22 protein-coding genes are annotated in these 24,004 nt (G+C 72.9%); 16 read left to right on the forward strand and 6 right to left on the reverse strand.

The window, feature by feature from the left end:
* The first annotated feature begins 42 nt into the window (after positions 1-42).
* The 9 genes from AC57BS_RS24305 to AC57BS_RS24345 all read left to right on the forward strand — a co-directional run bounded on the left by AC57BS_RS24305 (position 43) and on the right by AC57BS_RS24345 (position 10,636).
* Entirely contained in the window at positions 43-1,215 is a 1,173-nt protein-coding gene (locus AC57BS_RS24305) for a trans-sulfuration enzyme family protein (protein ID WP_496414017.1), read from the forward strand.
* 167 nt (positions 1,216-1,382) lie between these two features.
* Positions 1,383-2,531, forward strand: a complete 1,149-nt coding sequence (locus AC57BS_RS24310; RefSeq protein WP_496414018.1) for a CaiB/BaiF CoA transferase family protein — start codon at positions 1,383-1,385, stop codon at positions 2,529-2,531.
* 4 nt (positions 2,532-2,535) lie between these two features.
* Positions 2,536-3,270 carry a glutamine amidotransferase gene (locus AC57BS_RS24315; protein WP_496414019.1) on the forward strand — a complete coding sequence of 245 codons (735 nt, stop codon included), beginning with the start codon at positions 2,536-2,538 and terminating at the stop codon, positions 3,268-3,270.
* A 49-nt stretch (positions 3,271-3,319) separates the two neighbouring features.
* Complete coding sequence (locus AC57BS_RS24320; protein WP_496414020.1) at positions 3,320-4,774, forward strand: flavin-containing monooxygenase; 1,455 nt, start codon at positions 3,320-3,322, stop codon at positions 4,772-4,774.
* A 196-nt stretch (positions 4,775-4,970) separates the two neighbouring features.
* Positions 4,971-6,254, forward strand: a complete 1,284-nt coding sequence (locus AC57BS_RS24325) for an ABC transporter substrate-binding protein (protein ID WP_496414021.1) — start codon at positions 4,971-4,973, stop codon at positions 6,252-6,254.
* Between the two features lie 9 nt (positions 6,255-6,263).
* Positions 6,264-7,298 (forward strand): carbohydrate ABC transporter permease, encoded by a 1,035-nt coding sequence (locus AC57BS_RS24330; protein ID WP_496414022.1) that lies wholly within the window; start codon positions 6,264-6,266, stop codon positions 7,296-7,298.
* The gene (locus tag AC57BS_RS24335; RefSeq protein ID WP_496414023.1) at positions 7,295-8,113 is read left to right on the forward strand and encodes a carbohydrate ABC transporter permease; all 819 of its coding nucleotides are present in this window, start codon (positions 7,295-7,297) and stop codon (positions 8,111-8,113) included. Before AC57BS_RS24330 ends, AC57BS_RS24335 begins: the two co-directional genes overlap by 4 nt.
* The gene (locus AC57BS_RS24340) at positions 8,110-9,582 is read left to right on the forward strand and encodes a GH1 family beta-glucosidase (RefSeq protein ID WP_496414024.1); all 1,473 of its coding nucleotides are present in this window, start codon (positions 8,110-8,112) and stop codon (positions 9,580-9,582) included. Before AC57BS_RS24335 ends, AC57BS_RS24340 begins: the two co-directional genes overlap by 4 nt.
* Positions 9,583-9,592: 10 nt before the next feature.
* On the forward strand, positions 9,593-10,636 hold the full coding sequence (locus AC57BS_RS24345; RefSeq protein ID WP_496414025.1) for a LacI family DNA-binding transcriptional regulator: 1,044 nt from the start codon (positions 9,593-9,595) through the stop codon (positions 10,634-10,636).
* 24 nt (positions 10,637-10,660) lie between these two features.
* Here the strand turns inward: AC57BS_RS24345 and AC57BS_RS24350 are convergent, their stop codons facing one another.
* Positions 10,661-11,764, reverse strand: a complete 1,104-nt coding sequence (locus AC57BS_RS24350) for an ArsO family NAD(P)H-dependent flavin-containing monooxygenase (RefSeq protein WP_496414026.1) — start codon at positions 11,762-11,764, stop codon at positions 10,661-10,663.
* Positions 11,754-12,434 (reverse strand): arsenate-mycothiol transferase ArsC, encoded by a 681-nt coding sequence (locus tag AC57BS_RS24355; RefSeq protein WP_496414027.1) that lies wholly within the window; start codon positions 12,432-12,434, stop codon positions 11,754-11,756. The genes AC57BS_RS24350 and AC57BS_RS24355 overlap by 11 nt, the downstream gene beginning before the upstream one ends.
* Before the next feature lie 86 nt (positions 12,435-12,520).
* On the opposite strand from AC57BS_RS24355, the gene AC57BS_RS24360 reads away from it, so the two are divergent.
* From AC57BS_RS24360 to AC57BS_RS24370, 3 genes are read left to right on the forward strand one after another with little or no spacing between them, the layout of a single operon-like run.
* Positions 12,521-12,910 (forward strand): ArsR/SmtB family transcription factor, encoded by a 390-nt coding sequence (locus tag AC57BS_RS24360; protein ID WP_129453117.1) that lies wholly within the window; start codon positions 12,521-12,523, stop codon positions 12,908-12,910.
* A complete protein-coding gene (gene arsB, locus AC57BS_RS24365) occupies positions 12,907-14,031 on the forward strand; it encodes an ACR3 family arsenite efflux transporter (RefSeq protein ID WP_496414028.1) in 1,125 nt (374 codons plus the stop codon). Before AC57BS_RS24360 ends, arsB begins: the two co-directional genes overlap by 4 nt.
* Complete coding sequence (locus AC57BS_RS24370; protein ID WP_496414029.1) at positions 14,028-14,489, forward strand: arsenate-mycothiol transferase ArsC; 462 nt, start codon at positions 14,028-14,030, stop codon at positions 14,487-14,489. Before arsB ends, AC57BS_RS24370 begins: the two co-directional genes overlap by 4 nt.
* A 9-nt stretch (positions 14,490-14,498) precedes the next feature.
* Here the strand turns inward: AC57BS_RS24370 and AC57BS_RS24375 are convergent, their stop codons facing one another.
* Together AC57BS_RS24375 and AC57BS_RS24380 are read right to left on the reverse strand one after the other, a co-directional pair.
* Positions 14,499-15,737 carry an MFS transporter gene (locus AC57BS_RS24375; RefSeq protein ID WP_496414030.1) on the reverse strand — a complete coding sequence of 413 codons (1,239 nt, stop codon included), beginning with the start codon at positions 15,735-15,737 and terminating at the stop codon, positions 14,499-14,501.
* Positions 15,734-17,086 carry an NAD(P)-binding protein gene (locus AC57BS_RS24380; RefSeq protein WP_496414031.1) on the reverse strand — a complete coding sequence of 451 codons (1,353 nt, stop codon included), beginning with the start codon at positions 17,084-17,086 and terminating at the stop codon, positions 15,734-15,736. The genes AC57BS_RS24375 and AC57BS_RS24380 overlap by 4 nt, the downstream gene beginning before the upstream one ends.
* 97 nt (positions 17,087-17,183) lie before the next feature.
* Between AC57BS_RS24380 and AC57BS_RS24385 the strand changes: the two genes are divergently transcribed.
* The 4 genes from AC57BS_RS24385 to AC57BS_RS24400 all read left to right on the forward strand — a co-directional run bounded on the left by AC57BS_RS24385 (position 17,184) and on the right by AC57BS_RS24400 (position 21,662).
* Entirely contained in the window at positions 17,184-18,011 is an 828-nt protein-coding gene (locus tag AC57BS_RS24385; RefSeq protein ID WP_496414032.1) for a helix-turn-helix domain-containing GNAT family N-acetyltransferase, read from the forward strand.
* Between the two features lie 216 nt (positions 18,012-18,227).
* The gene (locus AC57BS_RS24390; protein ID WP_496414033.1) at positions 18,228-19,703 is read left to right on the forward strand and encodes a DEAD/DEAH box helicase; all 1,476 of its coding nucleotides are present in this window, start codon (positions 18,228-18,230) and stop codon (positions 19,701-19,703) included.
* Positions 19,704-19,900: 197 nt separating this feature from the next.
* A complete protein-coding gene (locus tag AC57BS_RS24395) occupies positions 19,901-20,965 on the forward strand; it encodes an LLM class flavin-dependent oxidoreductase (RefSeq protein ID WP_496414034.1) in 1,065 nt (354 codons plus the stop codon).
* 10 nt (positions 20,966-20,975) lie between these two features.
* Positions 20,976-21,662: a CPBP family intramembrane glutamic endopeptidase gene (locus AC57BS_RS24400; RefSeq protein WP_129453110.1), complete on the forward strand. Its 687-nt coding sequence runs from the start codon at positions 20,976-20,978 to the stop codon at positions 21,660-21,662.
* Here the strand turns inward: AC57BS_RS24400 and AC57BS_RS24405 are convergent.
* The gene (locus AC57BS_RS24405) at positions 21,651-22,571 is read right to left on the reverse strand and encodes an NAD(P)H-binding protein (RefSeq protein ID WP_496414035.1); all 921 of its coding nucleotides are present in this window, start codon (positions 22,569-22,571) and stop codon (positions 21,651-21,653) included. The two genes, AC57BS_RS24400 and AC57BS_RS24405, sit on opposite strands and share 12 nt — an antisense overlap.
* Positions 22,572-22,607: 36 nt before the next feature.
* A complete protein-coding gene (locus AC57BS_RS24410; RefSeq protein ID WP_496414228.1) occupies positions 22,608-23,933 on the reverse strand; it encodes a cation:proton antiporter in 1,326 nt (441 codons plus the stop codon).
* Positions 23,934-24,004 lie beyond the last annotated feature (71 nt).

Here is a 24,004-nt window from a genome sequence, read left to right on the forward strand (position 1 = left end):
GAGTGTATTGCTGTAGGGCGAGGATTCCGCGACGGTGGCGCCATGACCAGCCTCGACACCCTCGCCGTCCACGCCGGCCGCGCCGACCTGGGGGCGCTCGGCGTCCACGCGCTGCCGCTCGACCTGTCCACGACCAACCCGCTGCCCAGCATCGACGCGGGCGGCAAGTCGTACGAGTCGATGGCGACCGGCGGCCACCCGGCCGCAGGCGGCATGGTCTACCAGCGGCTGTGGAACCCGACCGTCGCGCGCTTCGAGGACGCGCTGGCCGGCCTCGAGCACACCGAGGCCGCGGTGGCGTTCTCGACCGGGATGGCCGCCGTCACCGGCTCGGTGCTGGCCGCCGTCGCCGAGGGGGCGGGGCGCCACGTCGTCGCCGTCCGGCCGCTCTACGGCGGCACCGACCACCTCCTCGCCTCGGGGATGCTCGGCGTCGAGACGACCTACTGCGCGCCGCACGAGGTCGCGGGCGCCGTACGACCCGACACCTGCCTCGTCGTCCTGGAGACCCCGGCCAACCCGACGCTCGAGCTCGTCGACCTCGACGCCGTCGTCGCCGCGGCCTGCGGCGTCCCGGTGCTGGTCGACAACACGTTCGCCACCCCGGTGCTGCAGAACCCCGCCGACCACGGCGCGGCCCTGGTGCTGCACAGCGCCACGAAGTACCTCGGCGGCCACGGCGACGCGATGGGCGGCGTCGTCGCCTGCTCCGCGGAGTGGGCCGCCGCGCTGCGCCGCGTCCGCGCCGTCACCGGGGCCCTGCTCCACCCGATGGGCGCCTACCTCCTCCACCGCGGCCTGGCCACGCTGCCGCTGCGGGTGCGCGCGCAGCAGGAGGGCGCCGGCAAGGTCGCCGCCTGGCTCGCCTCGCACCCGGCCGTGCGCGAGGTCCGCTGGCCGGGTCTCGCCGAGTGCGACCCGCTCGGGCTCGTCGGGCGGCAGATGCGCGGCCCCGGCGCGATGCTCGCCTTCCGGGTCGAGGGTGGGTACGCCGCCGCGTCGCGCGTGACCGAGTCGGTCCGGCTGTTCACCCATGCCGTCTCCCTCGGCGGCGTGGACTCGCTCGTCCAGCACCCGGCCGCACTGACCCACCGACCGGTCGCCGCGGAGGCGAAGCCGGACGCCGACGTCCTGCGTCTCTCGATCGGCCTGGAGGATCCCGAGGACCTGTGCGCCGACCTCGGTCAGGCGCTGGACGAGGTGACGCGAGGCTGACAGCGCGGTCCGCTGACGCCGGTGGACCTGCGAACTGGGTGGGGGAGTCCGACACCTGGAGGGGGCTGCAACGGCCACGAAGCGACAGAGTCCCCGCTCGAGCGGGGACTCCCCGAGCCGGGACGCGCCCTCGCGACCCTGACAGCACCGGTGTCATGATCGGGCGCATGACGTACGGGCTGGGGCAGGGCAGCGGACCGCTGCGGGGCGTGAAGGTGGTCGAGGTCGCCGGTATCGGGCCTGGCCCGCACGCCTGCATGGTCCTGGCCGACCTCGGCGCCGACGTGATCCGCATCGACCGCCCGGGCGGCGGGATGTTCTCCAGCGGCCGCGCCGACCTGCTCAACCGGGGCCGGCCGAGCGTGGCGCTCGACCTCAAGCGTCCCGAGGCGGTCGCCACGGTGCTCGACCTCGTCGAGCGCGCGGACGTGCTCGTCGAGGGGATGCGTCCCGGTGCGGTCGAGCGGATGGGGCTCGGCCCGGACGAGTGCCACGCCCGCAACCCGCGCCTGGTCTTCGCCCGGATGACCGGCTGGGGCCAGGACGGCCCGTGGAGCCGTACGGCCGGCCACGACATGAACTACATCGCGGTCACCGGTGCCCTGCACGCGCTCGGCCAGGACCGCGACCGCCCGCACTTCCCCAGCAACCTCCTCGGCGACTTCGGCGGCGGCTCGACCTACCTCGTCATCGGCATCCTCGCCGCCCTCCTCGAGGCGCGCGTGAGCGGGCAGGGCCAGGTCGTCGACGCCGCGATCGTCGACGGCACCGCCCACCTCAACGCCATGGCCTCGGGCTTCGCCGCCATGGGCCTCGACACGGGGCGCCGGGCCGAGGGGCTGCTCGACGGCGGCACCCCCTGGTACGACCTCTACGAGACGGCCGACGGCGAGCACGTCAGTGTCGGGGCGCTCGAGCCGCAGTTCTGGGCGGCCCTCGTCGAGCGCATCGGCGTCGAGCTGCCCGACCGCGACGACCCGGCCAACCACGCTGCGATCCGCGCCGCGCTGACCGCGCGGTTCAAGGAGCGTACGCAGGCCGAGTGGGCCGAGGTCTTCGACGGCACCGACGCCTGCGTCGCGCCCGTCGTACGCCTCGCGGACGCGCCGCACCACCCCCACCTCGCCGCGCGCGGCACCTTCGTCGCTCCCGACGGCGTCACCCAGCCGGCGCCCGCGCCGCGCTTCTCGCGGACCTCCCCGTCGATCGGCAGCCCGCCCGCGCTCCCCGGCGAGCACACCCGCGAGGCGCTCGCGGCCTGGGGCATCGAGGGCGTGGACGCGCTCATCGACAGCGGCGCCGCCGTCCAGGCCTGACCGCGTGAGGCCCTTCCTCTTCCTCGGCACCCGCGCGGAGGACGACGTCGCCCAGCAGGAGTACGACGGCGTGCTCGCCGGGTGCGGCCTGCGGCCCGAGGAGCTCGTGCGCGTACGCCTCGAGGCGGGGCCGCTCGGTGAGGTGGACCTCGACGACTGGTCGGGGATCGTGCTCGGAGGGGGCCCGTTCAACATGTCGGACCCAGAGGACCGGAAGTCGCCGGCCCAGCGCCGCGCCGAGGCCGAGCTGCGGGTGCTCGCCCGACGGGTCGTCGCCGAGGACTTCCCCTTCCTCGGCGCGTGCTACGGCATCGGGGTGCTCGGCACGCTCGCCGGCGGTGTCGTCGACCGGACCTTCGGCGAGCCGATCGGCGCGCTGCCGGTGCGGCTGACCGACGAGGGTCGCGCCGACCCGTTGTTCGGGGTCATGCCCGCGGAGTTCACCGCCTACCTCGGCCACAAGGAGGCCGTCGCCCGGCTCCCGGACGGGGCGGTCCTGCTGGCCTCGACCGACACGTGCCCGGTCCACGCCTTCCGTCTCGGTCGCCACGTCTACGCCACGCAGTTCCACCCCGAGCTCGACCCCATCGCCATCTGCGACCGGATCGACGCCTACAGCGCCCACGGCTACTACGAGCCCCACGAGCAGGAGCGCCTCAAGGAGGCCGCGCGCGAGGCGCTGGTGACCGAGCCGGTGCGGTTGCTGGCGCGGTTCGTCGAGCTCCACGCGCGCTCGTGAGGTGCAACTCATAGTTACATCGCCTCGCTCGGCCTCCTACCCTGAGCAGATGGACGCGAGGACCACCGAGCACGTCGACGTGCTGATCGTCGGGGCAGGGCTCTCGGGCATCGGCGCGGCGGCCCACCTGGTCAAGGACCTGCCCGGCACGTCGTACGCCGTCCTCGAGCGGCGTGAGGCCAGCGGGGGCACGTGGGACCTGTTCCGCTATCCCGGTATCCGGTCTGACTCCGACATGCACACCCTCGGCTACCGCTTCCGGCCGTGGCGCGGCGACGTCTCGCTCGCGGACGGCGCCTCGATCCTCGACTACGTGCGCGACACCGCGCGCGAGTACGGCGTGGACCGGCACATCCGTTACGGGCACCGGGTCGTCGCCGCGGCCTGGGACTCGACGACGGCGCGCTGGACGGTGACGGCCGAGGTCGAGGGCGGGACGCGGACGTTGTCCGCCGACTTCCTGTGGTCGTGCAGCGGCTACTACGACTACGACCAGGGCTACACCCCCCACTTCGAGGGGCAGGACCGCTTCGGCGGCGAGGTCGTGCACCCGCAGCACTGGCCGGAGGAGCTCGACTGCGCGGGGAAGCGGGTCGTGGTGATCGGCTCCGGCGCGACGGCCGTGACCCTCGTGCCGGCACTGGCTCGCGCGGGCGCTGCCCACGTGACGATGCTGCAGCGCTCGCCGACGTACGTCGTCTCCGTGCCGGCGCGCGACGCGGTGAAGGGACGGCTGACGCGGCTCGTCGGCGAGGGCCGCTCCTACGCCGTGACGCGCTGGAAGAACATCGCGGTCCAGTCCGCGCTCTACCGGGTGAGCCGTCGCAGGCCGGACCTCGTCCGCCGGATCGTCCGCAAGACCAACGTCGCGCAGCTGCCGCCCGGCTACGCCGTCGACACCCACTTCAGGCCGGCGTACGACCCGTGGGACCAGCGGATGTGCCTGGTGCCCGACGGCGACCTCTTCGCGGCGATCCGCGACGGCTCGGCGTCGGTGGTCACCGACCGGATCGTGTCGTTCACCGGGACCGGCCTCGAGCTGGAGTCGGGCGAGCGTCTGGAGGCCGACGTCGTGGTCACCGCCACCGGCCTCAACCTCCAGCTCTTCGGCGGCGCCGAGCTCAGTGTCGACGGCGAGACCGTCAAGCCGCACGAGACCATGGCCTACCGGGCGATGATGCTCTCGGGCGTGCCCAACTTCGCCTTCACCGTCGGCTACACCAACGCGTCGTGGACGCTGAAGGCCGACCTCGTCGCCGAGTACGTCGTGCGGGTGCTGAAGCGGATGCGGTCCACCGGGACACGGAGGGTCGTGCCGGTGCGCGACGAGTCGGTGGGCGAGGTGCCGCTGATGGACCTCGACGCCGGCTACGTCCAGCGGGTCGTGCACACGCTGCCCCGGCAGGGCACCGTGGCGCCGTGGTCGCTGAAGCAGAGCTATCTCCACGACGCGCTCGCGATCCGCACCGCTCGCCTCGACGACGGGGTGCTGGTCTGGACCTGAGGGCCACATGGTGGAAGCGCTCCCACTCCTTCACGCTCAACTCGAAACCTGTTGCAGGCGGGCCATTGACAGTGGGTTGTGACGGCGGTCATAGTGGCGGCCGGACGGAAGTGGAAGCGCTCTCACGCACACTCACCGTCCACCTCCAGGCCTGGCAACCAGCCCGGCGCCCCAGCAGGACGGCAGGAGAGCAGTGGTGCAGACACCGAAGACCCGGCGGGTACGACTCGCCACGAGCGCGATGCTGGCGCTCACCCTCGCGACGACGGCGGCCGCGTGCGGCGGCGGTGACGACGAGGGCACGACCGCGGACGGCAAGATCAAGCTGACCGTCGCGACCTTCAACGAGTTCGGCTACGAGGAGCTCATCGAGGAGTACAACGCGATGCAGGACGACGTCGTCGTCGAGCAGAAGAAGGCCGGCACGGCCAACGAGCACCAGGACAACCTCTACACCAAGCTCGCCGCCGGCTCGGGGCTCTCCGACATCGAGGCGATCGAGGTCGACTGGTGGTCGGCGCTCATGGAGCAGTCCGACGCCTTCGTCGACCTCTCGGACCCCGAGGTCGAGGGCCGCTGGCTGGACTGGAAGACCGAGGCCGCGACGACGCCGGACGGCGCCCTCATCGGCTACGGCACCGACATCGGCCCCGAGGGCATCTGCTACCGCGCCGACCTGTTCGAGAAGGCCGGGCTGCCCACCGACCGCGAGGAGGTCGCTGAGCTCTTCGGGGACTGGGACTCCTACTTCGAGGCCGGCCGCGAGTTCGTCGAGAAGGTGCCCGGCACCGCCTGGTACGACTCCTCCGGCGGCACCGCGCAGGCCATGATCAACCAGGTCGAGTACTCCTTCGAGGACGAGGACAACACGGTCATCGCCGCCGACAACGCGGAGGTGAAGGAGGTCTTCGACACCATCACCGCCAACGCCGCCGACGGCCTCTCCACCGGCCTCACGCAGTGGAGCGAGGACTGGACCGCGTCCTTCCAGGACGACGGCTTCGCCACGATGGCGTGCCCGGGCTGGATGCTCGGCGTCATCGAGGGCAACGCAGCCGGCGTCGAGGGCTGGGACATCGCCAACGCCTTCCCGGGCGGCGGCGGCAACTGGGGCGGCTCCTACCTCACCGTGCCCGCACAGGGCGAGCACACCGAGGAGGCCAAGGAGCTGGCCAAGTGGCTGACCGCTCCCGAGCAGCAGATCAAGGCGTTCGAGGCCAAGGGCACCTTCCCGAGCCAGGTCGACGCCCTGGACGACCCCGCGCTGACGGGCTCGACCAACGCGTTCTTCAACGACGCACCCACCGGCGAGATCCTCGCCGACCGCGCCGAGGCAGTGCCCTTCATCGCCCACAAGGGGCCGAAGTTCGCCGACATCAACACGGCGTTCCAGCAGGCCATCCAGCGCGTCGACGAGGGTCAGGAGTCGGCCGACGAGGCCTGGGACTCCTTCCTCGCCGACATCGAGCGGCTGGGCTGACCCTCCGCGATGAAGGCAGGATCCACTGCCGTCGAGCCAGTCGGGGACACCGGTGCCTCCTCGGTGTCCCCGACCGGGTCGCGGTCCCCCCGACAGCGCGACGTCGGACCTCGTCCGGCGTGGCGGCAGCGCCTGACGCTGCTCGACGCGAAGGTCACGCCCTACGTCTTCGTGTCGCCGTTCTTCCTGCTGTTCCTGGTCGTGGGGATGTTCCCGCTCGGCTACACGGCCTGGGTCTCGGTCCACGACTGGGGGCTGCTGTCGGGGCAGGGCGAGTTCAACGGCCTCGACAACTACCGCCGGGTCCTCGAGGACCGCTACTTCTGGAACGCACTGCGCAACACCATCAGCATCTTCCTGCTGTCCTCGGTGCCGCAGGTGCTCATCGCCCTCGCGCTGGCGGGCCTGCTCGACACGCAGCTGCGGGCGCGGACGCTGTGGCGGATGAGCGTGCTGCTGCCGTTCGTCGTCGCGCCGGCCGCGGTCGCGCTGATCTTCGGCAACGTCTTCGGTGACCGCTACGGCCTCGCCAACGAGGTGGTCCAGTGGATCGGGCTCGACCCGATCCGCTGGCACGTCGACACGCTCGCCAGCCACGTCGCGATCGCGTCGATGGTCAACTGGCGCTGGACGGGCTACAACGCGCTGATCCTGCTCGCCGCCATGCAGGCCGTGCCCCGCGACGTCTACGAGTCCGCGGCGCTCGACGGTGCCGGACGCGTGCGCCAGTTCGTCTCGATCACGGTGCCGATGATCCGCCCGACGGTGATCTTCGTGATCATCACCTCCACCATCGGCGGGCTCCAGATCTTCGCCGAGCCGCGGCTCTTCGACACCCAGGGCCTGGGCGGGGCGGACCGGCAGTACCAGACGCTGACGATGTACCTCTGGGAGCTCGGCTGGCGCGTGCGCGACCTCGGCATGGCCTCGGCCGTGGCCTGGCTGCTCTTCCTGATCATCGTCGTCATCGCCCTGCTCAACCTGTTCCTGTCCCACCGCGCCGGCTCGCTCAAGGGGCACCACCGGAAGGGAGTGCGCCGATGAACCGCCGTCCCGGCTTCCTCGTCTACGGCCTGCTGACCGCGTTCGTGCTCGGCTCGTGCGCTCCGCTCTACTGGTCCTTCCTCGTCGGCTCGCACAGCCGCGAGGTGCTGACCAAGCGCGTGCCGCCGCTCCTGCCGGGCGGCCACTTCTGGGACAACGCGCAGCGGGCGATCGACGCGGTGCCGTTCTGGAAGGCCATGGCCAACAGCCTCATCGTCTCCGGCACGGTCGCCACGTCGGTGGTGTTCTTCTCGACGCTGGCCGGCTTCGCGTTCGCCAAGCTCGCCTTCCGCGGGCGTACGCCACTGATGGTGTTCGTCGTCGCGACCCTGGCGGTGCCCACCCAGCTCGGCGTGATCCCGCTCTTCATCGTGATGGCCAAGATCGGCTGGGTCGGGTCGGTGTGGGCGTTGATCGTGCCCAGCCTGGTGACCGCCTTCGGCGTCTTCTTCATGCGGCAGTACCTCGTCGACGCGGTCCCCGACGAGCTCGTCGACGCCGCGCGGGTCGACGGGTGCTCGCTCTTCCGGACGTTCTGGACCGTCGCCCTCCCGGCGGCGCGCCCGGCCGCCGGGATCCTGTGGCTGTTCACCTTCATGGCCACGTGGACCGACTTCTTCTGGCCGTTGATCGTGCTGCCGGCCAGCAACCCGACGGTCCAGATCGCACTCCAGCAGCTCCAGAGCGGCTACTACGTCGACTACAGCCTCGTGCTCGCCGGCGCGACGCTCTCGACGATCCCGCTGCTGGTCCTCTTCGTCCTCACCGGTCGCCAGATGGTCACCGGCATCATGCAAGGAGCAGTCAAGGGATGACCGTGCAGAGCACGACCCACACCAGCACGAGCGGCAGTGCCGAGGTGCGCTTCCCGCCCGACTTCGGGTGGGGCATGGCGACCGCGTCCTACCAGATCGAGGGCGCCGTGGCCGAGGACGGACGTACGCCGTCGATCTGGGACACGTTCTCCCGGGTCCCGGGCGCCGTGATGAACGGCGACACCGGCGACGTGGCCTGCGAGCACTACCACCGGATGACCGACGACGTGGCTCTGCTCGCCGACCTCGGCGCCACGACCTACCGGTTCTCGGTGGCGTGGCCGCGCGTACGCCCCGATGCCGGGCCGGTCAACCCCGCCGGGCTCGGGTTCTACGACCGGCTCGTCGACGAGCTGCTCGCCCGCGACATCGCGCCGTGGCTGACGCTCTACCACTGGGACCTGCCGCAGGTGCTCGAGGACGCGGGCGGCTGGACCAACCGCGACACCGTCGACAGGTTCGTGGAGTACGCGATCTCGGTGCACGAGGCGCTCGGCGACCGGGTGCCGACCTGGACGACCCTCAACGAGCCGTGGTGCTCGGCCTTCCTCGGCTACTCCGCCGGCCACCACGCCCCGGGCCGGCAGGAGGGGGCCGCCGGGCTGGTCGCCGGGCACCACCTGATGCTCGCCCACGGCATGGCCACCCAGGAGCTTCGCAGCCGCGGCGCCGACCGGCTCGGGCTCAGCCTCAACCTCACCGTGCCCGACCCGAGCGACCCGGCCGACCCGGTGGACGTCGACGCCGCCCGGCGCATCGACGGCCTGCACAACCGGTTCTTCCTCGACCCGATCTTCCGCGGGGCGTACCCCGCCGACGTGCTCGAGGACACCGCCGACCTCACGTGGCAGGGCAACCCCTGGTACGCCGTGGTGCGCGACGGCGACCTCGCCACGATCGCCACCCCGATCGACGTGCTCGGCGTGAACTACTACCACGGCAACGAGGTCTCGGGTCACCCGCGCACCGACGTCGTCGGCATCGGCGCCGACCACCCCGACCGCGTGTCGCTGTCGCCGTTCGTCGGCTCCGAGCACGTCACCTTCCCGAGCCGCGGGCTGCCCGTGACCGACATGGGCTGGGAGATCCAGCCCGACGGGCTCTACCGCCTGCTGCGGCGCCTCCACGACGACTACCCCCACCTGCCGATCCACCTCACCGAGACCGGTGCGGCCTTCGACGACCGGGTCGGCGCCGACGGCCGCGTCCACGACCCCGACCGGATCGCGTTCCTCGACTCCTACCTCCGCGCCGTGCACCGCGCGATCGAGGAGGGCGTCGACGTGCGCGGCTTCTTCCAGTGGTCGTTCTGCGACAACTTCGAGTGGGCCTTCGGCTACGCGAAGCGTTTCGGGCTGGTGCACGTCGACTACGCGACCCAGCGGCGTACACCGAAGTCGAGCGCCCACTGGTACGCCGAGGTGGCCCGCACCGGCGTCCTGCCTGCGACCGAGCCCCCCGGCAGCTAGCGTGGCGCGTGTGACCACGTCCCGGACCTCACCGAAGCCAGGGGGCTCGGGCTCGCCGACCCTCGACGAGGTCGCGCGCGTCGCGGGCGTCTCGCGCGCGACCGCCTCCCGGGCGATCAACGGCGGCGACCGCGTCAGCGCCCGCGCGCAGTCGGCGGTCGACACCGCGGTGCGCACCCTCGGCTACGTGCCCAACCCGGCCGCGCGCAGCCTCGTCACCCGGCGTACGGACTCCATCGCCGTGGTCGTGCCCGAGCCCGACGACCGCGTGTTCTCCGACCCGTTCTTCGCCGGCACGCTGCGCGGCGTCAACCGGGTGCTCGCCGAGCGCGACATCCAGCTGGTGCTGCTGCTGGCGAGGCCGGGCGCCTCGACCGCGCGCACGCTGCGCTACCTGACCAACCGCCACGTCGACGGCGCCCTGGTCACCTCCCACCACCGCGACGACCGGCTCGCCGAGCACCTCGCCGACATCGGCCTGCCCTGCGTCTTCGGCGGCCGGCCCTGGACCGGCGGCGACCGGGTGGCCTACGTCGACGTCGACAACACCGCGGGCGAGCGCGAGGCCACCGAGGTGCTGATCGCCCGCGGTTGCACGCGCATCGGCACCATCGCCGGCCCCGCCGACATGACCGCCGCCGAGGACCGCCTCGCCGGCTGGCGCGAGGCGATGTCGGCGGCGGGGCTGTCGGCCGACGCGGTCGAGCACGGCGACTTCACCGAGGACAGCGGCGAGACCGCGGCCCGCGCCCTCATGGAGCGCCACCCCGACCTCGACGGGCTGGTCGTGGCCTCGGACCTGATGGCCGCCGGCGCTCTGCGGGTGCTGGCCGAGCTCGGCCGCCGGGTGCCCGACGACATCGCCGTCGTGGGCTTCGACGACCTCGGTGTGGCCGAGCGCACCTCGCCGCCGCTCACCACGGTCCGACAGCCGGTCATCGAGATGGCCGAGCGCGCGACCCGCCTGCTGCTCGAGCGCGTCGACGACCCGGACTCGAGCCACCCGATGCGGCTGATCATCCCGCCGACCCTCGTGCGGCGCGACAGCGCCTGAATCTCGCCGGTCCCGCCGTTGCGGTCAGGCCGACGCCGAGATCCGCTCCGTGATCGCGGAGGCAGTGGCCTTCGCCGACGGCCCGACACCGGCGAGCGTGGCCGACGCCGGGCCGGTCCAGTCGCCGTAGCCGACCAGGTGCACCCGCGGCTCGTCGAGCGCGGCCGTCCCGGACGGACCGCCGACCCGCACGTGGCCGTCGTGCGTGTGCAGCCCGAGCGGCCGCAGGTGCCGCAGTGCCGGGCGGAACCCGGTGCACCAGATGACGGCGTCGCAGTCCTGCCTGCGGCCGTCGGGCCAGACGACACCGTCGCGGTCGAGCCGCGCGAACATCGGGAGGGCCCGCAGCACGCCGCGCTCGCGCGCGTCCTTGACGCTCGCGACCATCACGATGTCGCCGAGCCCGGCGACTCCCGCGTGCTCGCGCCCCTGCTCGAGCGCGGAGATGCGTGCGCGGGCCGTCGCGAAGAGGACCCGGCCGTCGACGTCGTCGGCCAGGAACCGCGGCTCGCGCGCGGTGACCCAGGTGGTCTCCGCGACCGTCGAGACCTCGGCCAGGACCTGAGCGGCCGAGTTGCCCCCGCCGACGACCACGACGTGCTGGCCGGCGAAGTCCGCCGGGAGCCGGTAGTCCGCGGCGTGCAGCTGCCGACCGGCGTACTCGCGCATCCCGGCGTACGCAGGCCAGAACGGCCGCTCCCACGTGCCCGTCGCGGACACCACGGCTCGGGCCGCCCAGCTCCGGTCGCAGGCGGTGACGAGCAGCCGGCCCCGGGGGTGGTCGTCGGCCCTGGTCACCGACTCGACGCGCAGGGGGCGCTGGACCTGCAGGCCGTAGCGCTCCTCGTAGCGCGTCAGGTAGTCGACGACGTGGTCGCGAGGTGGATAGCCGCGGGTCGCGTCGTCCCACGGCGGCATCATCCATCCGGGGAGGGAGGAGTAGCCGGCCGGGGAGAACAGCCGGAGCCCCTCCCAGGTGCGGGGCCACGCGCCGCCCGGCCGTTCCGCCGCGTCGAGGATGACGACGTCGCGTCCCGGCGCCAGCCCGGCGCGCTGGAGGTAGAAGCCGGTGGCCAGACCGGCCTGCCCGCCACCGACCACGACGACGTCCGCCAGGTCAGGTTCCATGGGGGGCAAGGTACGCCCCGTCGCGGGCCCGCAGCCCGTCCAGCAGCTCGGTGACCCGGGCGTCGATGTCGTCGCGGATCGCGCGCACCGCGTCGAGGTCACGTCCTGCGGGGTCGGCGATGCCCCAGTCGAGATAGCGCCGCCCCGGCAGGACCGTGCACGAGTCCCCGCATCCCATGGTGACCACGACGTCGGCGCCTGCGACGACCTCGTCGGTGAGCGGCTTGGGGAAGAGGTCGGTGCCGTCGATCCCGAGCTCCTCCAGTGCCGCCAGGACCTCCGCCTGGACCGCCGATCCGGGCTCGGTCCCGGCCGACGCGGTCTCGACCAGTCCGGCCGAGCGGTGCGCGACCAGGGCAGCGGCGAGCTGGGAACGACCCGAGTTGGCGGTGCACACGAAGAGGACCAGGGGTGCTCGTCCCACGCCGGTGTCGTCGCCGGACACCGAGCGGCTGGCCGCACGCAGGCGCTCGCGTGCGAACCGGTGGGCGAGCAGCGGCAGGTAGACCTCGATGCTCGCGGGGAGCAGTCGTTCGTACGAGTCCGCCAGGCACGCCGCGACGGTCTCGGGGGCGAAGGTCCCGAAGAACTCGTCGGCCAGCGCGGACTGCGCGGACTCCAGAGAAGCGCGCTGGTCGCCGCGGACGGGGTCGGTCTGGGACGGGAGCACGGCGCACCTCCGGGTCGGCGATATCGACATCGATCGATGTCATGGCCAATGTGGTGCACCGCATCGACGTCTGTCAACATAGACGTATGTCGAAATCCTCTGCCGGCTGCGAGCCGTCCGTCGTCGACGGGCTGGAGTGCTGCGTCCCGCTGGCCTGCGAGCCGATCACCGCCGAGCAGGCGGCCGGCGTCGCGCCGATGCTCAAGGCGGTGGCCGACCCCGCCCGGCTGCGGCTGCTGTCGCTCGTCCTCTCCCACGAGGGCGGCGAGGCGTGCGTGTGCGACCTGCTGCCCTACTTCGACCTCTCCCAGCCCACCATCAGCCACCACCTCAAGGTGCTCCACGACGCCGGCCTCCTCCACCGGGAGAAGCGCGGCACCTGGGTCTACTACATCGCGCGTCCCGAGGCGATGCAGGCGCTGGGCAGCCTGTTCACCGCCGCTCCGGCGGCTGCCCTCGCGGGGGCCGGCGCATGAGCGACACCGTCGACGAGACCGCCTCGGGTCCTGCCGCCGACCCCGTCCTGCAGCGCCTCTCGACCCTCGACCGGTTCCTGCCGATCTGGATCGGGGTCGCGATGGCGGTCGGGCTGCTGCTCGGCCGGCTGGTCGACGGGCTCGACGACGGGCTTGCCGCGGTCGAGGTCGGCTCGGTGTCCCTGCCGATCGCGATCGGCCTGCTGATCATGATGTACCCCGTCCTGGCCAAGGTCCGCTACGACGAGCTCGGCCACGTCACGAGCGACACCCGCATGCTGGGCGCCTCGATCCTGCTCAACTGGGTGCTCGGGCCCGCGCTGATGTTCGCCCTGGCCTGGCTGCTCCTGCCCGACCTCCCGGAGTACCGCACCGGCCTGATCATCGTCGGGCTCGCCCGCTGCATCGCGATGGTGCTCATCTGGAACGACCTCGCCTGCGGCGACCGCGAGGCGGCCGCCATCCTCGTGGCGATCAACGCGGTCTTCCAGATCCTGGCGTTCGCGTTCCTCGGCTACTTCTACCTCCAGGTCCTGCCCGGCTGGCTGGGCCTCGAGCAGACCGCGCTCGACGTCTCCGTGTGGGGCATCGCCAAGTCCGTGCTGGTCTTCCTCGGCATCCCGCTGCTCGCCGGCTTCCTCACCCGTACGCTCGGCGAGCGGGCGCGGGGGCGTGAGTGGTACGAGTCGACGTTCCTCCCGCGCATCGGACCGGCCGCCCTCTACGGGCTGCTCTTCACGATCGTGCTGCTGTTCGCCCTCCAGGGCGACACCATCACCAGCCAGCCGCTCGACGTGGCGCGCATCGCGGTCCCGCTCCTGGCCTACTTCGTCCTGATGTGGGGCGGGGCGATGCTGCTGACCAAGGCCCTCGGGTTCGACTACCCGCGCGCCACCGCGGTCTCCTTCACCGCCGCGGGCAACAACTTCGAGCTCGCCATCGCGGTGGCCATCGGCGTCTTCGGCGTCACGTCCGGCCAGGCGCTCGCAGGCGTCGTCGGCCCGCTCATCGAGGTCCCCGCGCTGGTGGGCCTCGTCTACGTCAGCCTCTGGGCCCGCCGCTTCTTCCGCGACGCCCCGAGCACCGATCCCGCCGTCCCCGACACAGGAGCCGCCCGATGACCAGCACCACCCCCGCCGCCGACGCCACCACCCCGCAGGTCGTCTTCGCCTGTGTCCGCAACGGCGGTCGTTCCGTGATCAGCCGGGTGCTCACCGAGCACTACGCGGGCGGCCGGGTCGTCGCGCACTCCGCCGGCACCCAGCCCGGTGACCACATCCACCCCGAGGTCGCCGCCGTGCTGGAGAACCTCGGCCTCGACACGTCCCGGGAGCGCCCCACGCTGCTGACCCGCGAGACGGTGGCCGCCAGCACCATGGCCATCACCCTCGGCTGCGGCGAGGAGTGCCCCTACGTCCCCGGTGTGCGCTACGTCGACTGGCCGGTCGCCGACCCGGGTGGGCAGGACGAGGCCACGGTGCGCGCGATCATCGCCGACCTCGACGGCCGCGTCCGCGAGCTGCTCGTCGAGCTGGTGCCCGACATCGAGCTGCCGCCCTCGGTGCTCGCCGAGGCCTGAGCCTCCCGCTCAGGCGCGCGCCGGGCGCGGGGTGGCGTACGCCATGAGCACCGCGGCGAGCGCGGCGATCCCGGCGAGCGCCAGGAACGCGTCGGCCCACGAGCCGAGCAGGTCGGCCAGCACGGCTCCGGCGAACGGTGCGGCCGCCGCGGCGACCAGCGCCGGGGCGGTCAGCAGGCCGTTGAGGGCGCCGTACGACGCGGGTCCCCACCGGTCGGTGACCGCGGTGGCCTGCACGAGGGTGTAGACGCCCCGCGCCAGCCCCAGCGCCATCCCGATCACGATGAGCAGGCCGCTGGAGGCGGGGGCGAGCGCGAGCGCCGCGGTCATCACCGCCACCCCGGCGAGGACGAGCACGCCGCGGGCCGTCACCGAGGTGGCGGCCGCGAACCGGGCGTAGCCGAGGCGGCCGACGACCTGGCCGACGCCGCCGAGGCCCAGCGCGAGCGCCGCGAGGTTCCGGCTCATGCCCTGCTCGACCAGCATCGGCACCAGGTTGATCACGACGGCGAAGACGGCCAGCGCGGTCAGCGCGTTGGCCGCGGCGAGCAGCACGAACGGCGTGCTGCGCGCCACCGCTCCCGCGGCGTGGTGCGTGGCGCCGGAGGGGTCCTCGTGGTGGACGGGTCGCCACGGGTGGTCGAGCCCCCACCAGTGCAGCGGCACGGTGACGAGGGCCAGGCCGCCCAGGAGCACGAGGTAGGCCAGCCGCCAGCCCAGGGCGTCGTCGAGGACCGCCGCCAGTGGTGCGAAGACCGTGCTGGCCAGTCCGGCGACCAGCGTCAGCGTCGTCAGTGCGCGGACGCGCCGCCGACCGCCCCACCGGGTCAGCGCGGCGAACGCCGGCGGGTAGAGCGTGCCCGCCATCGCGGCGCCGGTGAGGGCCCAGCCCAGGTAGAAGACGCTGAGCGTCGGCGCGAGCGCCACGGCGAGGACCCCGGGGATCGCCACCAGCGACGCACCCGTCATCACCCGCCGCGGGCCCACGGCGTCGAGGCGTCGGCCCACCCAGACGCCGACGCCGCCCGAGACGAGCTGGGCCATGGAGAACGCTCCGGTGACGGCGACCGCCGACCAGCCGGTGTTGGCGGTGATGGAGGACTGGAGGGCCGCGAAGGCGTAGTAGAGGACCCCCCACGACACGATCTGGACCGTGCTGAGGACGACGACCACGCGCCGCAGCCCGGCGGCGTCGAGCGCGCCCTGCTCGACGCACGCCGGCGCGGCGCCGGTCGTCGGCCTCGTCACTGCCCGGGGCGTCCGATGGTGACGAGCTCGGGCTCGCCCGCCGCGGGGCCGCAGCAGCCGCCGCCCGCGGAGGCGACCGCGTCGGGGTCGTCGAAGGCGCCCGCGCCGTTGCAGACGCCGGTCTCCGGCAGCACCAGCTCCACCCGCTCGGCGGCCGCCAGGTCGCCGTCGAGCGCCGCGACGACCGAGCGGACCTGCTCGAAGCCCGTCATGGCGAGGAACGAGGGGGCGCGGCCGTAGGACTTCATCCCGACCAGGTAGAGGCCGTGCTCGGGCTGGGCGAGCTCGCGGAACCCGTGCGGGGCGACGTCGCCGCAGCTGTGGTGGTCGGGGTGGATCTGGTCGGCGAGCGCCCGGGCGGAACCGAGGGCGGGGTCGAGGTCGAGGCGGACCTCGGAGAGGAAGCCGAGGTCCGGACGGAAGCCGGTGACCACGATGATCTCGTCGACGTCGACGACCTGCCGGCCGTCGATCGAGCCGATGGTGAGGCGCCCGTCGTCCTGGGTGGAGACCGACGCGGCGCGGAACTGCGTGACGTCGGTGACGACGTCACTGCTGGCCGCGGCCCTCGCGTCCTGCCCGAGCCTGCCGCGCTGCTCGAGCTGGTCGTTGTCCCCGCCGCCGAAGGCGTCGCCCACCGCGGGGCGCCGCAGCAGCCACGAGACCCGGGTGGCCGCGTCCGTACGCGCGAGCCGGGCCAGGCCCACCAGCACGCCCTGGGCCGACGCCCCCTTGCCGGCGACGGCGACGTGCTTGCCCGCGAAGCGCGCCGCCACCGCCGGGTCGGCGAGGTCGGGGATGCCGTAGGTGATGCGCTCGCGGTGCTCGGCCTCGCCCTCGGCCGGGTAGCCGTCCGCTCCCAGCGGGTTGGGGCTGGTCCACGTCCCGGAGGCGTCGACGACCGCGCGGGCCAGGATCCGCTCGCGGCCCGTCGGCGTGGTGACGTGGACGGCGAACGGGTCGTCCTCGCGGCCCGAGTCGACCAGCAGGTCGCGACCGGCGCGACCGACGCCGACGACGCGGCTGTCGTAGCGGACCTCCCCGCCGGGCTGTGCGTCGAGCAGGTCGGCCAGGGGCTGGAGGTAGGCGGCGCGCCACTCGCCCCCGGTGGGGTAGGCGCCGTCCTCGGGAGGCGTCCAGGTGCCGGACGCCTCGAGGAGGCGGCGGGCGGCGGGGTCGACGAGCTCGGCCCAGGAGGAGAACAGGCGTACGTGCGACCACTCGCCGACGGCCGCGCCGGCGTCGGCGCCGGCCTCCAGCACGACGAAGGGCATCTGCCGCTCGGCGGCGTGGGCGGCGGCGGCCAGGCCGATCGGGCCGGCTCCGATGACGACGACGGGGTGCTGCATGGCGTTCTCCTCCGGGTGCACGGGCACTGTATATCGACAGACATCGATGAAGCGACTGTATCGATCGGGATCGATGAATACAAGGTAGGGTGACGACATGACGACCCCGGTGCTCGCCAAGGACGAGGCGGAGGGCTACGCCGAGTGGTTCGCCGTCCTCGCCGACGCGACGCGCGTCCGTCTGCTGCACGCCCTGTCGACGTCCCGGTCCGGCGCCATGCGCGTGGGTGACCTCGCCGCCGCGCTCGGCATCAGCCAGTCCACCTGCTCCCACCACGTCGAGCTGCTCAGGCGCGTCGGCTTCGTCGTGGTCGACAAGGTCGGCACGTCGAGCCTGGTCTCGGTCAACGCCGCCTGCTGCACCGGCCTGCCGCACGCGGCCGACGTGGTCATGGGCACGCTGTCCACCGCACCGTGCTGCCCCGCCGACCTGCCCGCCGACGTCGTCACCCGTCCCACCGTCGAGGCCGACCTGCCGGCCGTGCTGGCCATCTATGCCGAGGGGCTCGCGACCCGCAACGCCACCTTCGAGACGCGCGTCCCCGCGGCCGAGGAGATGCGGTCGCGGTGGCTGCCCGACCTCGCGTGGGTCGCGGAGGTCGACGGCGAGGTCGTCGGCTGGACGGCGATCACGCCGGTGTCCACCCGCGAGTGCTACGCGGGGGTCGGGGAGAGCTCGGTCTACGTCGCCGAGGCAGCGCGCGGTCGCGGGGTCGGCAAGGCCCTGCTGTTCACGCAGGTCACCGAGGCCGACAAGGCCGGCATGTGGACCCTCCAGACCTCGATCTTCCCCGAGAACCGCGCCAGCCTCGCCCTGCACCACTCCGCCGGCTACCGGACGCTCGCCGTCCGCACCCGGGTCGCGCAGCTCGACGGGGCCTGGCGCGACACCGTGCTGCTCGAACGACGCAGCGAGGTCAACTGAGACAGGCCCCACAGCGTGGGGGATTCACAGGAACACCTCCCGTACCGCTAGCGTTGTCATCTCAGACGCCCGGCCGGTCTTGCCCCGGGCGCAGGTTCGCCGCCCGACACGCTCGGCGCGGCACCCTCCCTCACTTCAGAGGCACGTACGCCGCACGACACCGGGTTTCCCGGGCCCGCGGCTCACGGTGGCGAGACGCCAACCGAAAGCAACCACATGAACTTCGCCGCCCTCGGCGTTCCTTCCTCGCTCGCCCAGATCCTGGAGCAGCAGGGCATCACGACTCCCACTCCGATCCAGGCTGCGACGCTGCCCGACAGCCTCGCCGGCCGCGACGTCCTCGGCCGCGGCCGCACCGGCTCCGGCAAGACGTACGCCTTCCTCCTGCCGCTGGTCGCCCGCCTCGACGCGTCGAAGCTGCCGGCCATGCCGCGCAAGCCGCGCGCGCTGATCCTGGCGCCCACGCGTGAGCTCGTCGGCCAGATCCACGCCGCGCTCCAGCCGCTCGCCCGGGCCGCCGGTCTCTCGACCGTCGTCGTCTACGGCGGCGTCGGCCAGAACCCCCAGGTCACCGCGCTCAAGAAGGGCGTCGACATCGTCATCGCCTGCCCCGGGCGCCTCGAGGACCTGATGGGCCAGGGCTACGCCGACCTCTCCGCCGTCGAGGTCACCATCCTCGACGAGGCCGACCACATGGCCGACCTCGGCTTCCTGCCCGGCGTGCGCCGCATCATGGACAAGACGCCCCGCCAGGGCCAGCGGATGCTGTTCTCCGCGACCCTCGACAAGGCGATCGACGTCCTCGTCAAGCGCTACCTGAGCCAGCCGAAGACCCACGAGGCCGACTCCGCGCAGTCGCCGGTCTCGACCATGTCGCACCACGTGCTGCACGTCTCGCGTGACCAGCGCGTGCCGGTGCTCGTCGACCTGACGAGCGCGCCCGGACGCACCGTGGTCTTCACCCGCACCAAGCACGGCGCCAAGGCGTTGGCCCGCCAGCTCAACAAGTCCGGCGTGCCGTCGGTCGACCTCCACGGCAACCTCAGCCAGAACGCGCGCACGCGCAACATGGAGATGTTCCACTCCGGCAAGGCCACGACCCTGGTCGCGACCGACATCGCCGCCCGCGGCATCCACGTCGACGACGTGGCCCTCGTGATCCACGCCGACCCGCCGACCGAGCACAAGGCCTACCTGCACCGCTCGGGCCGTACGGCTCGCGCCGGCGCCGAGGGCACCGTGATCACGCTGATGACCGACGAGCAGCAGCGCGACGTGCGCGACCTGACCCGTCAGGCCGGCATCAAGCCGACCACCACCAGGGTCAGCGGCCCCGGTCACGCGATGCTCGAGCAGCTCGCTCCCGGTGAGCGCAGCACGCCCGGCGGCCTCGTCATCGAGGTGGCCTCCTCCGGTGGCGGCGGTCGCTCGACCGGCGCCAACGCCCAGCGCAAGCGGGCCCGCAGCAGCGGCCAGACCAACGGCCAGTCGCGTCGGGGCAACCCCACCAGCTACACCAGCGAGACGCCCAGCGGCGGCTCCACCGGTGGCGGCCAGCGTCGTCGCTCCGGCGGCGGCCAGGGCGGCCAGGGTGGCGGCAACCGTCGTCGTTCCGGCGGCGGCGGTCAGTCCGCAGGCGCCTCGACCGGCGGTCGCGCGCACAGCGCGTCGTCGTTCAGCCGCGGTCGCTGACCGACCCCGCTCCCAGAAAAGCCTGACATCTTCAGCGATCCCCGGCCCGCCGGGGATCGCTGAACATGTCGGCCCGTGCACGGCCTGACTAGCTCAGCGATCCCCGGTCAGCCGGCCGTCCCTGCCGCGGCCGAAGCCGCCGGAATGTCGACGCCCCGCAGATGGTTGACCCTTCAACGAAAGGGAGACTGGACACGATGGCTGACTTCGACTTCTCGGTGCTCGGCACCCGCGAGCACCCCACGCTGGGGCTCGACACCTTCGGCGACGCGCCGCTCGACGGCGCACCCGGCAACCACCCGCAGACGCTCCGCGAGGTCGTCGCCGAGGCGGTCCTCGCCGATCAGGTCGGGGTCGACTACATCGGCCTCGGCGAGCACCACCGCCCCGACTACGCGATCTCGGCGCCCGACGTGGTGCTCGCGGCGATCGCGGGCCGGACCGAGCGGATCCGCCTCGGCACCGGCGTCACCGTGCTCTCCTCGGACGACCCGATCCGGGTCTACCAGCGCTTCGCCACCCTCGACGCCGTGTCGAGCGGCCGGGCCGAGGTGCAGCTGGGGCGCGGGTCCTTCGTCGAGTCGTTCGGCCTCTTCGGCCTCGAGCTGTCCGACTACGACCGGCTCTTCGCCGAGAAGGTCGACCTCTTCGCCGCCCTCCAGCGCGAGGAGCCGGTGACCTGGGAGGGCACCGTACGGCCGCCGCTGGTCGACCAGCGCGTCTACCCGACGACCGCCGCCGGCCGGGTCCCGGCGTGGATCGGCGTCGGCGGCACCCCGCAGTCGGTGGTCCGCGCCGCGCAGTACGGCATGCCGCTCATGCTCGCGGTCATCGGCGGCTCGCCCGCCTCGTTCGTCCAGCTCGCCGAGCTCTACCGCGAGGCGCTCGGCCGGATGCAGCTGCCCGAGCTGCCCATCGGCATGCACTCTCCCGGGCACGTCGCGGCGACCGACGACGAGGCGCGCGAGCAGCTCTACCCCCACCAGGCCGAGCTCTACACCCGCCTCGGCCGCGAGCGCGGCTGGCCGGCGTACTCCCGGATCCAGTTCGAGCAGGCCGCGAGCCCGCAGGGCGCGCTGTTCGTCGGCTCGCCGGAGACGGTCGCGCAGAAGATCGCCTGGGCGGCCCGCACCCTCGGGCTGTCGCGCTTCCAGCTGAAGTACTCGGTGGGCTCCCTGCCGCACGAGCAGCGTCTCGAGTCGGTGCGCCTGTACGGCGAGGAAGTCATCCCGCGGGTCCGCGAGCTGTTGGCGGGCTCCTAGGCTGGAGGTCATGCGCACCTTCATCCGCCGCTCGCTGTGGGACGTGGTCCCGCGCGACCAGCGCGACACCCCGGAGGCCTTCCGGCGCCGGCAGCTCGTCGCCGCCGTCGTCGTGCTGGTCGGTGCGATCGTCCTGGGCTGGTCGCTGCGCCTGGAGCCGGGTGGCAACACGTTCTACGTCGCGGCGGTGCTGCTCGCGGGCATCTGGGCCGCGGGCGCGTTCCTCTCCGGGCGGCTGCACCTGGGCCGCATCGCGGGTGGCACCGAGATCTTCGTCCGCCCGATCCTGGCGCCGATCCTGCTCGGCCTGCTGCTGGTCGGGGTGTTCGTCCTCGGCTCGCTGGTCGTGCGCGAGATCGACCCCCTCGCCGACTACGTCAGCTCGGTGCTGGAGTACGCCGACGAGGGCTCGCTGACCGTCCTGGCGGTCATCACCTTCTTCAACGGCATCGCCGAGGAGCTGTTCTTCCGCGGCGCGATGTACGCCGCCATCCCACGGCACCCGGTGCTGTGGACCACGCTCGCCTACGTGGTGGCCACGCTGGCCACCGGCAACGTGATGCTCGGCTTCGCCGCCATCGTGCTGGGCACCGTGTGCGGCCTCGAGCGGCGCGCCAGCGGCGGCGTGCTGGCACCGATCCTGACCCACATCACGTGGTCGCTGTCGATGCTCTTCCTGCTGCCGCTACTTTTCTGACGCCCCCTTCGACGCCTTCTCCGACGCGGCGCGCTCGGCCAGCGCGCGGCGTACGGACTCGCGGTAGGACAGCGGCTCGCCGGGCACCACGTCGCGGATCGAGGTGTCCGTGACGACCACCTCGTGCGACATCGAGTCGATGAGGTTGCGCCCGGTGGTCGCGTCGACGTCGGTGACGAGCGCGAGCCAGTAGGACGACAGCCGCGGCGTCAGGACCGGGACGGTGATGATCGGGATCGTGCGGTCGTTCATCGACTCCGCGGCGACCTTCATCATCTCGAGGTAGGTCAGCTGCTCGGTGCCGCCGATCTCGAAGACCCGGCCGAACGCCTCCTCGTTGTCGGTCACGCCGACGATGTAGCGGATCACGTCGTCGAGCGCGATCGGCTGCGTGCGCGTGCCGACCCACTTGGGCACGACCATCGCGGGCAGGTTCTTGACCAGCTGTCGGGTGATCTCCCACGAGATGCCGCCGTGGCCGACGACGATGGCCGCGCGCAGGACCGTGACCGGTACGCCGTCCTCGCCGAGCAGGTGCTCGACCTCGCGGCGCGATCGCAGGTGCGCCGAGAGGTCGTCGTCGTCGTCGCCGAGGCCGCCCATGTAGACGATCTGCCGCACCCCGGCCGCAGCCGCGGCGGCGCTGAAGTTGCGGGCCGCCTGCGCGTCCTTGCGCTCGAAGTCGGGGTCGTCGAGGGAGTGCACGAGGTAGACCGCCACGTCGACGCCCTCCAGCGCGGGCCGCAGCGAGTCCGGGTCGGAGACGTCAGCGCCGACAGGCGTCCCCTGGCCGTCGTACGCCTCCGGCCGGCGGGTCATGGCGCGGACGTCGTGGCCGGCCTCGACCAGGGCGGGGACCAGGCGGCGGCCGATGAAGCCGGTGGCGCCGGTGACGAGAACAGTGGACATGCTCCCCACTCTCTCAGCCGGGTCCCCACGCCCGCCTCATCCAGCGGGTGCGGATCCCTTGCGGCGCGCGTCGAGGCGCGCCATCGCGGGCGTCGCCGTCACGCCGTGCAGCACCACCGAGACGATCACGGCGAACGCGACGGTCGACCAGAGCCACGGCTCGCCGGGCACGTGCTCGTGCGTCACGGCGTAGCCCAGGTAGTAGAGCGAGCCGATCCCGCGGACCCCGAAGAACGCCACCGCGGCGATCTCCCCGCGGTCCAGGCCGCCCTGCTCGCGGTCGTCGCGGGCGAGCACCGCCAGCGCGACGTAGCCGGCAAGCGGGCGCACCACGAGCACGAGCGCGAGCGCCACGAGGACGCCGCGCCAGTCCAGGTGCTCCAGCAGGCCGCGGGTCATCGCCATGCCGAGCACCAGCAGGATCAGGAGCGTCATCAGCCGCTCGAGGCGCTCGACCACGCCGTGCATCGCCCGGTGGTAGGAGTGGCTCCGGTCGGAGGAGCGCAGCCGGATGGCGCAGGCGAAGACGGCGAGGAAGCCGTAGCCGCCGACGAGCTCCGCAGCCCCGTAGGACGCGAGCAGCGCGGCGACCGCCAGCAGTGGCTCGCCGGCGTCCGCCAGCCGCAGGTTCTCGTTGCGCGCGTGGAAGGCCTGGCGCCCGAGCAGCCAGCCGGCGGCGAGTCCCACGGCGAGCCCGACGGCGATCTTGCCCACGACGTACCAGCCGAGCCAGGTCCCGGCCTCGGCGAGCCCGAAGCCGCCGGCCAGCATGAGCAGGGCGAGGTGCACGAAGGGGAATGCGAGGCCGTCGTTGAGCCCCGCCTCCGCGGTGAGGGCGAAGCGGATGTCGTCGTCCTCCTGCTCAGCGCCCTCCTCGGCCTCGGCCTCGGCGACGTCCTCGGTGAGCGGCTCACCCACCTGCACGTCGGAGGCCAGCACCGGGTCGGTCGGGGCGAGCACGGCGCCCAGCAGCAGGGCGACCGCGGGGGCGAGCCCGGCGGCCCACCAGCCGAGCAGCGCGACGCCGAGGATCGTCAGGGGCATGGCGACCAGCAGCATCCGCCAGACCGGCGACCAGGTGCGCCACGACGCCCACGACCTCAGCTCGAGGATCCGGTCGATCGCCAGGCCGACGCCCATGAGGGAGACCAGCACGGTGAACTCGGTGACGTGGGTGATCAGCTCGCGGTTGTCCTCCGGCTGCAGGCTCACGTCGTCCGACAGGGGCAGCAGGCCGATGGCCAGGCCGACCCCGACCAGCACGATGGGGGGCGACAGCGCGACCCGTCGGGTGAGGTGCGGCAGGAGCGTCGCCAGCAGCAGCGACAGTCCGAGGATGAGGTAGACCGCGCCTCCCGTCATCGGGGGCACGGGTCGTCGCAGGGTGCCGGCACCTCACCAGCCTTCCACCCGGCCGGTGGGGACGGCGACAC

It is taken from the genome of Nocardioides sp. BGA-UO-ETr-FS32, from assembly GCF_059567905.1.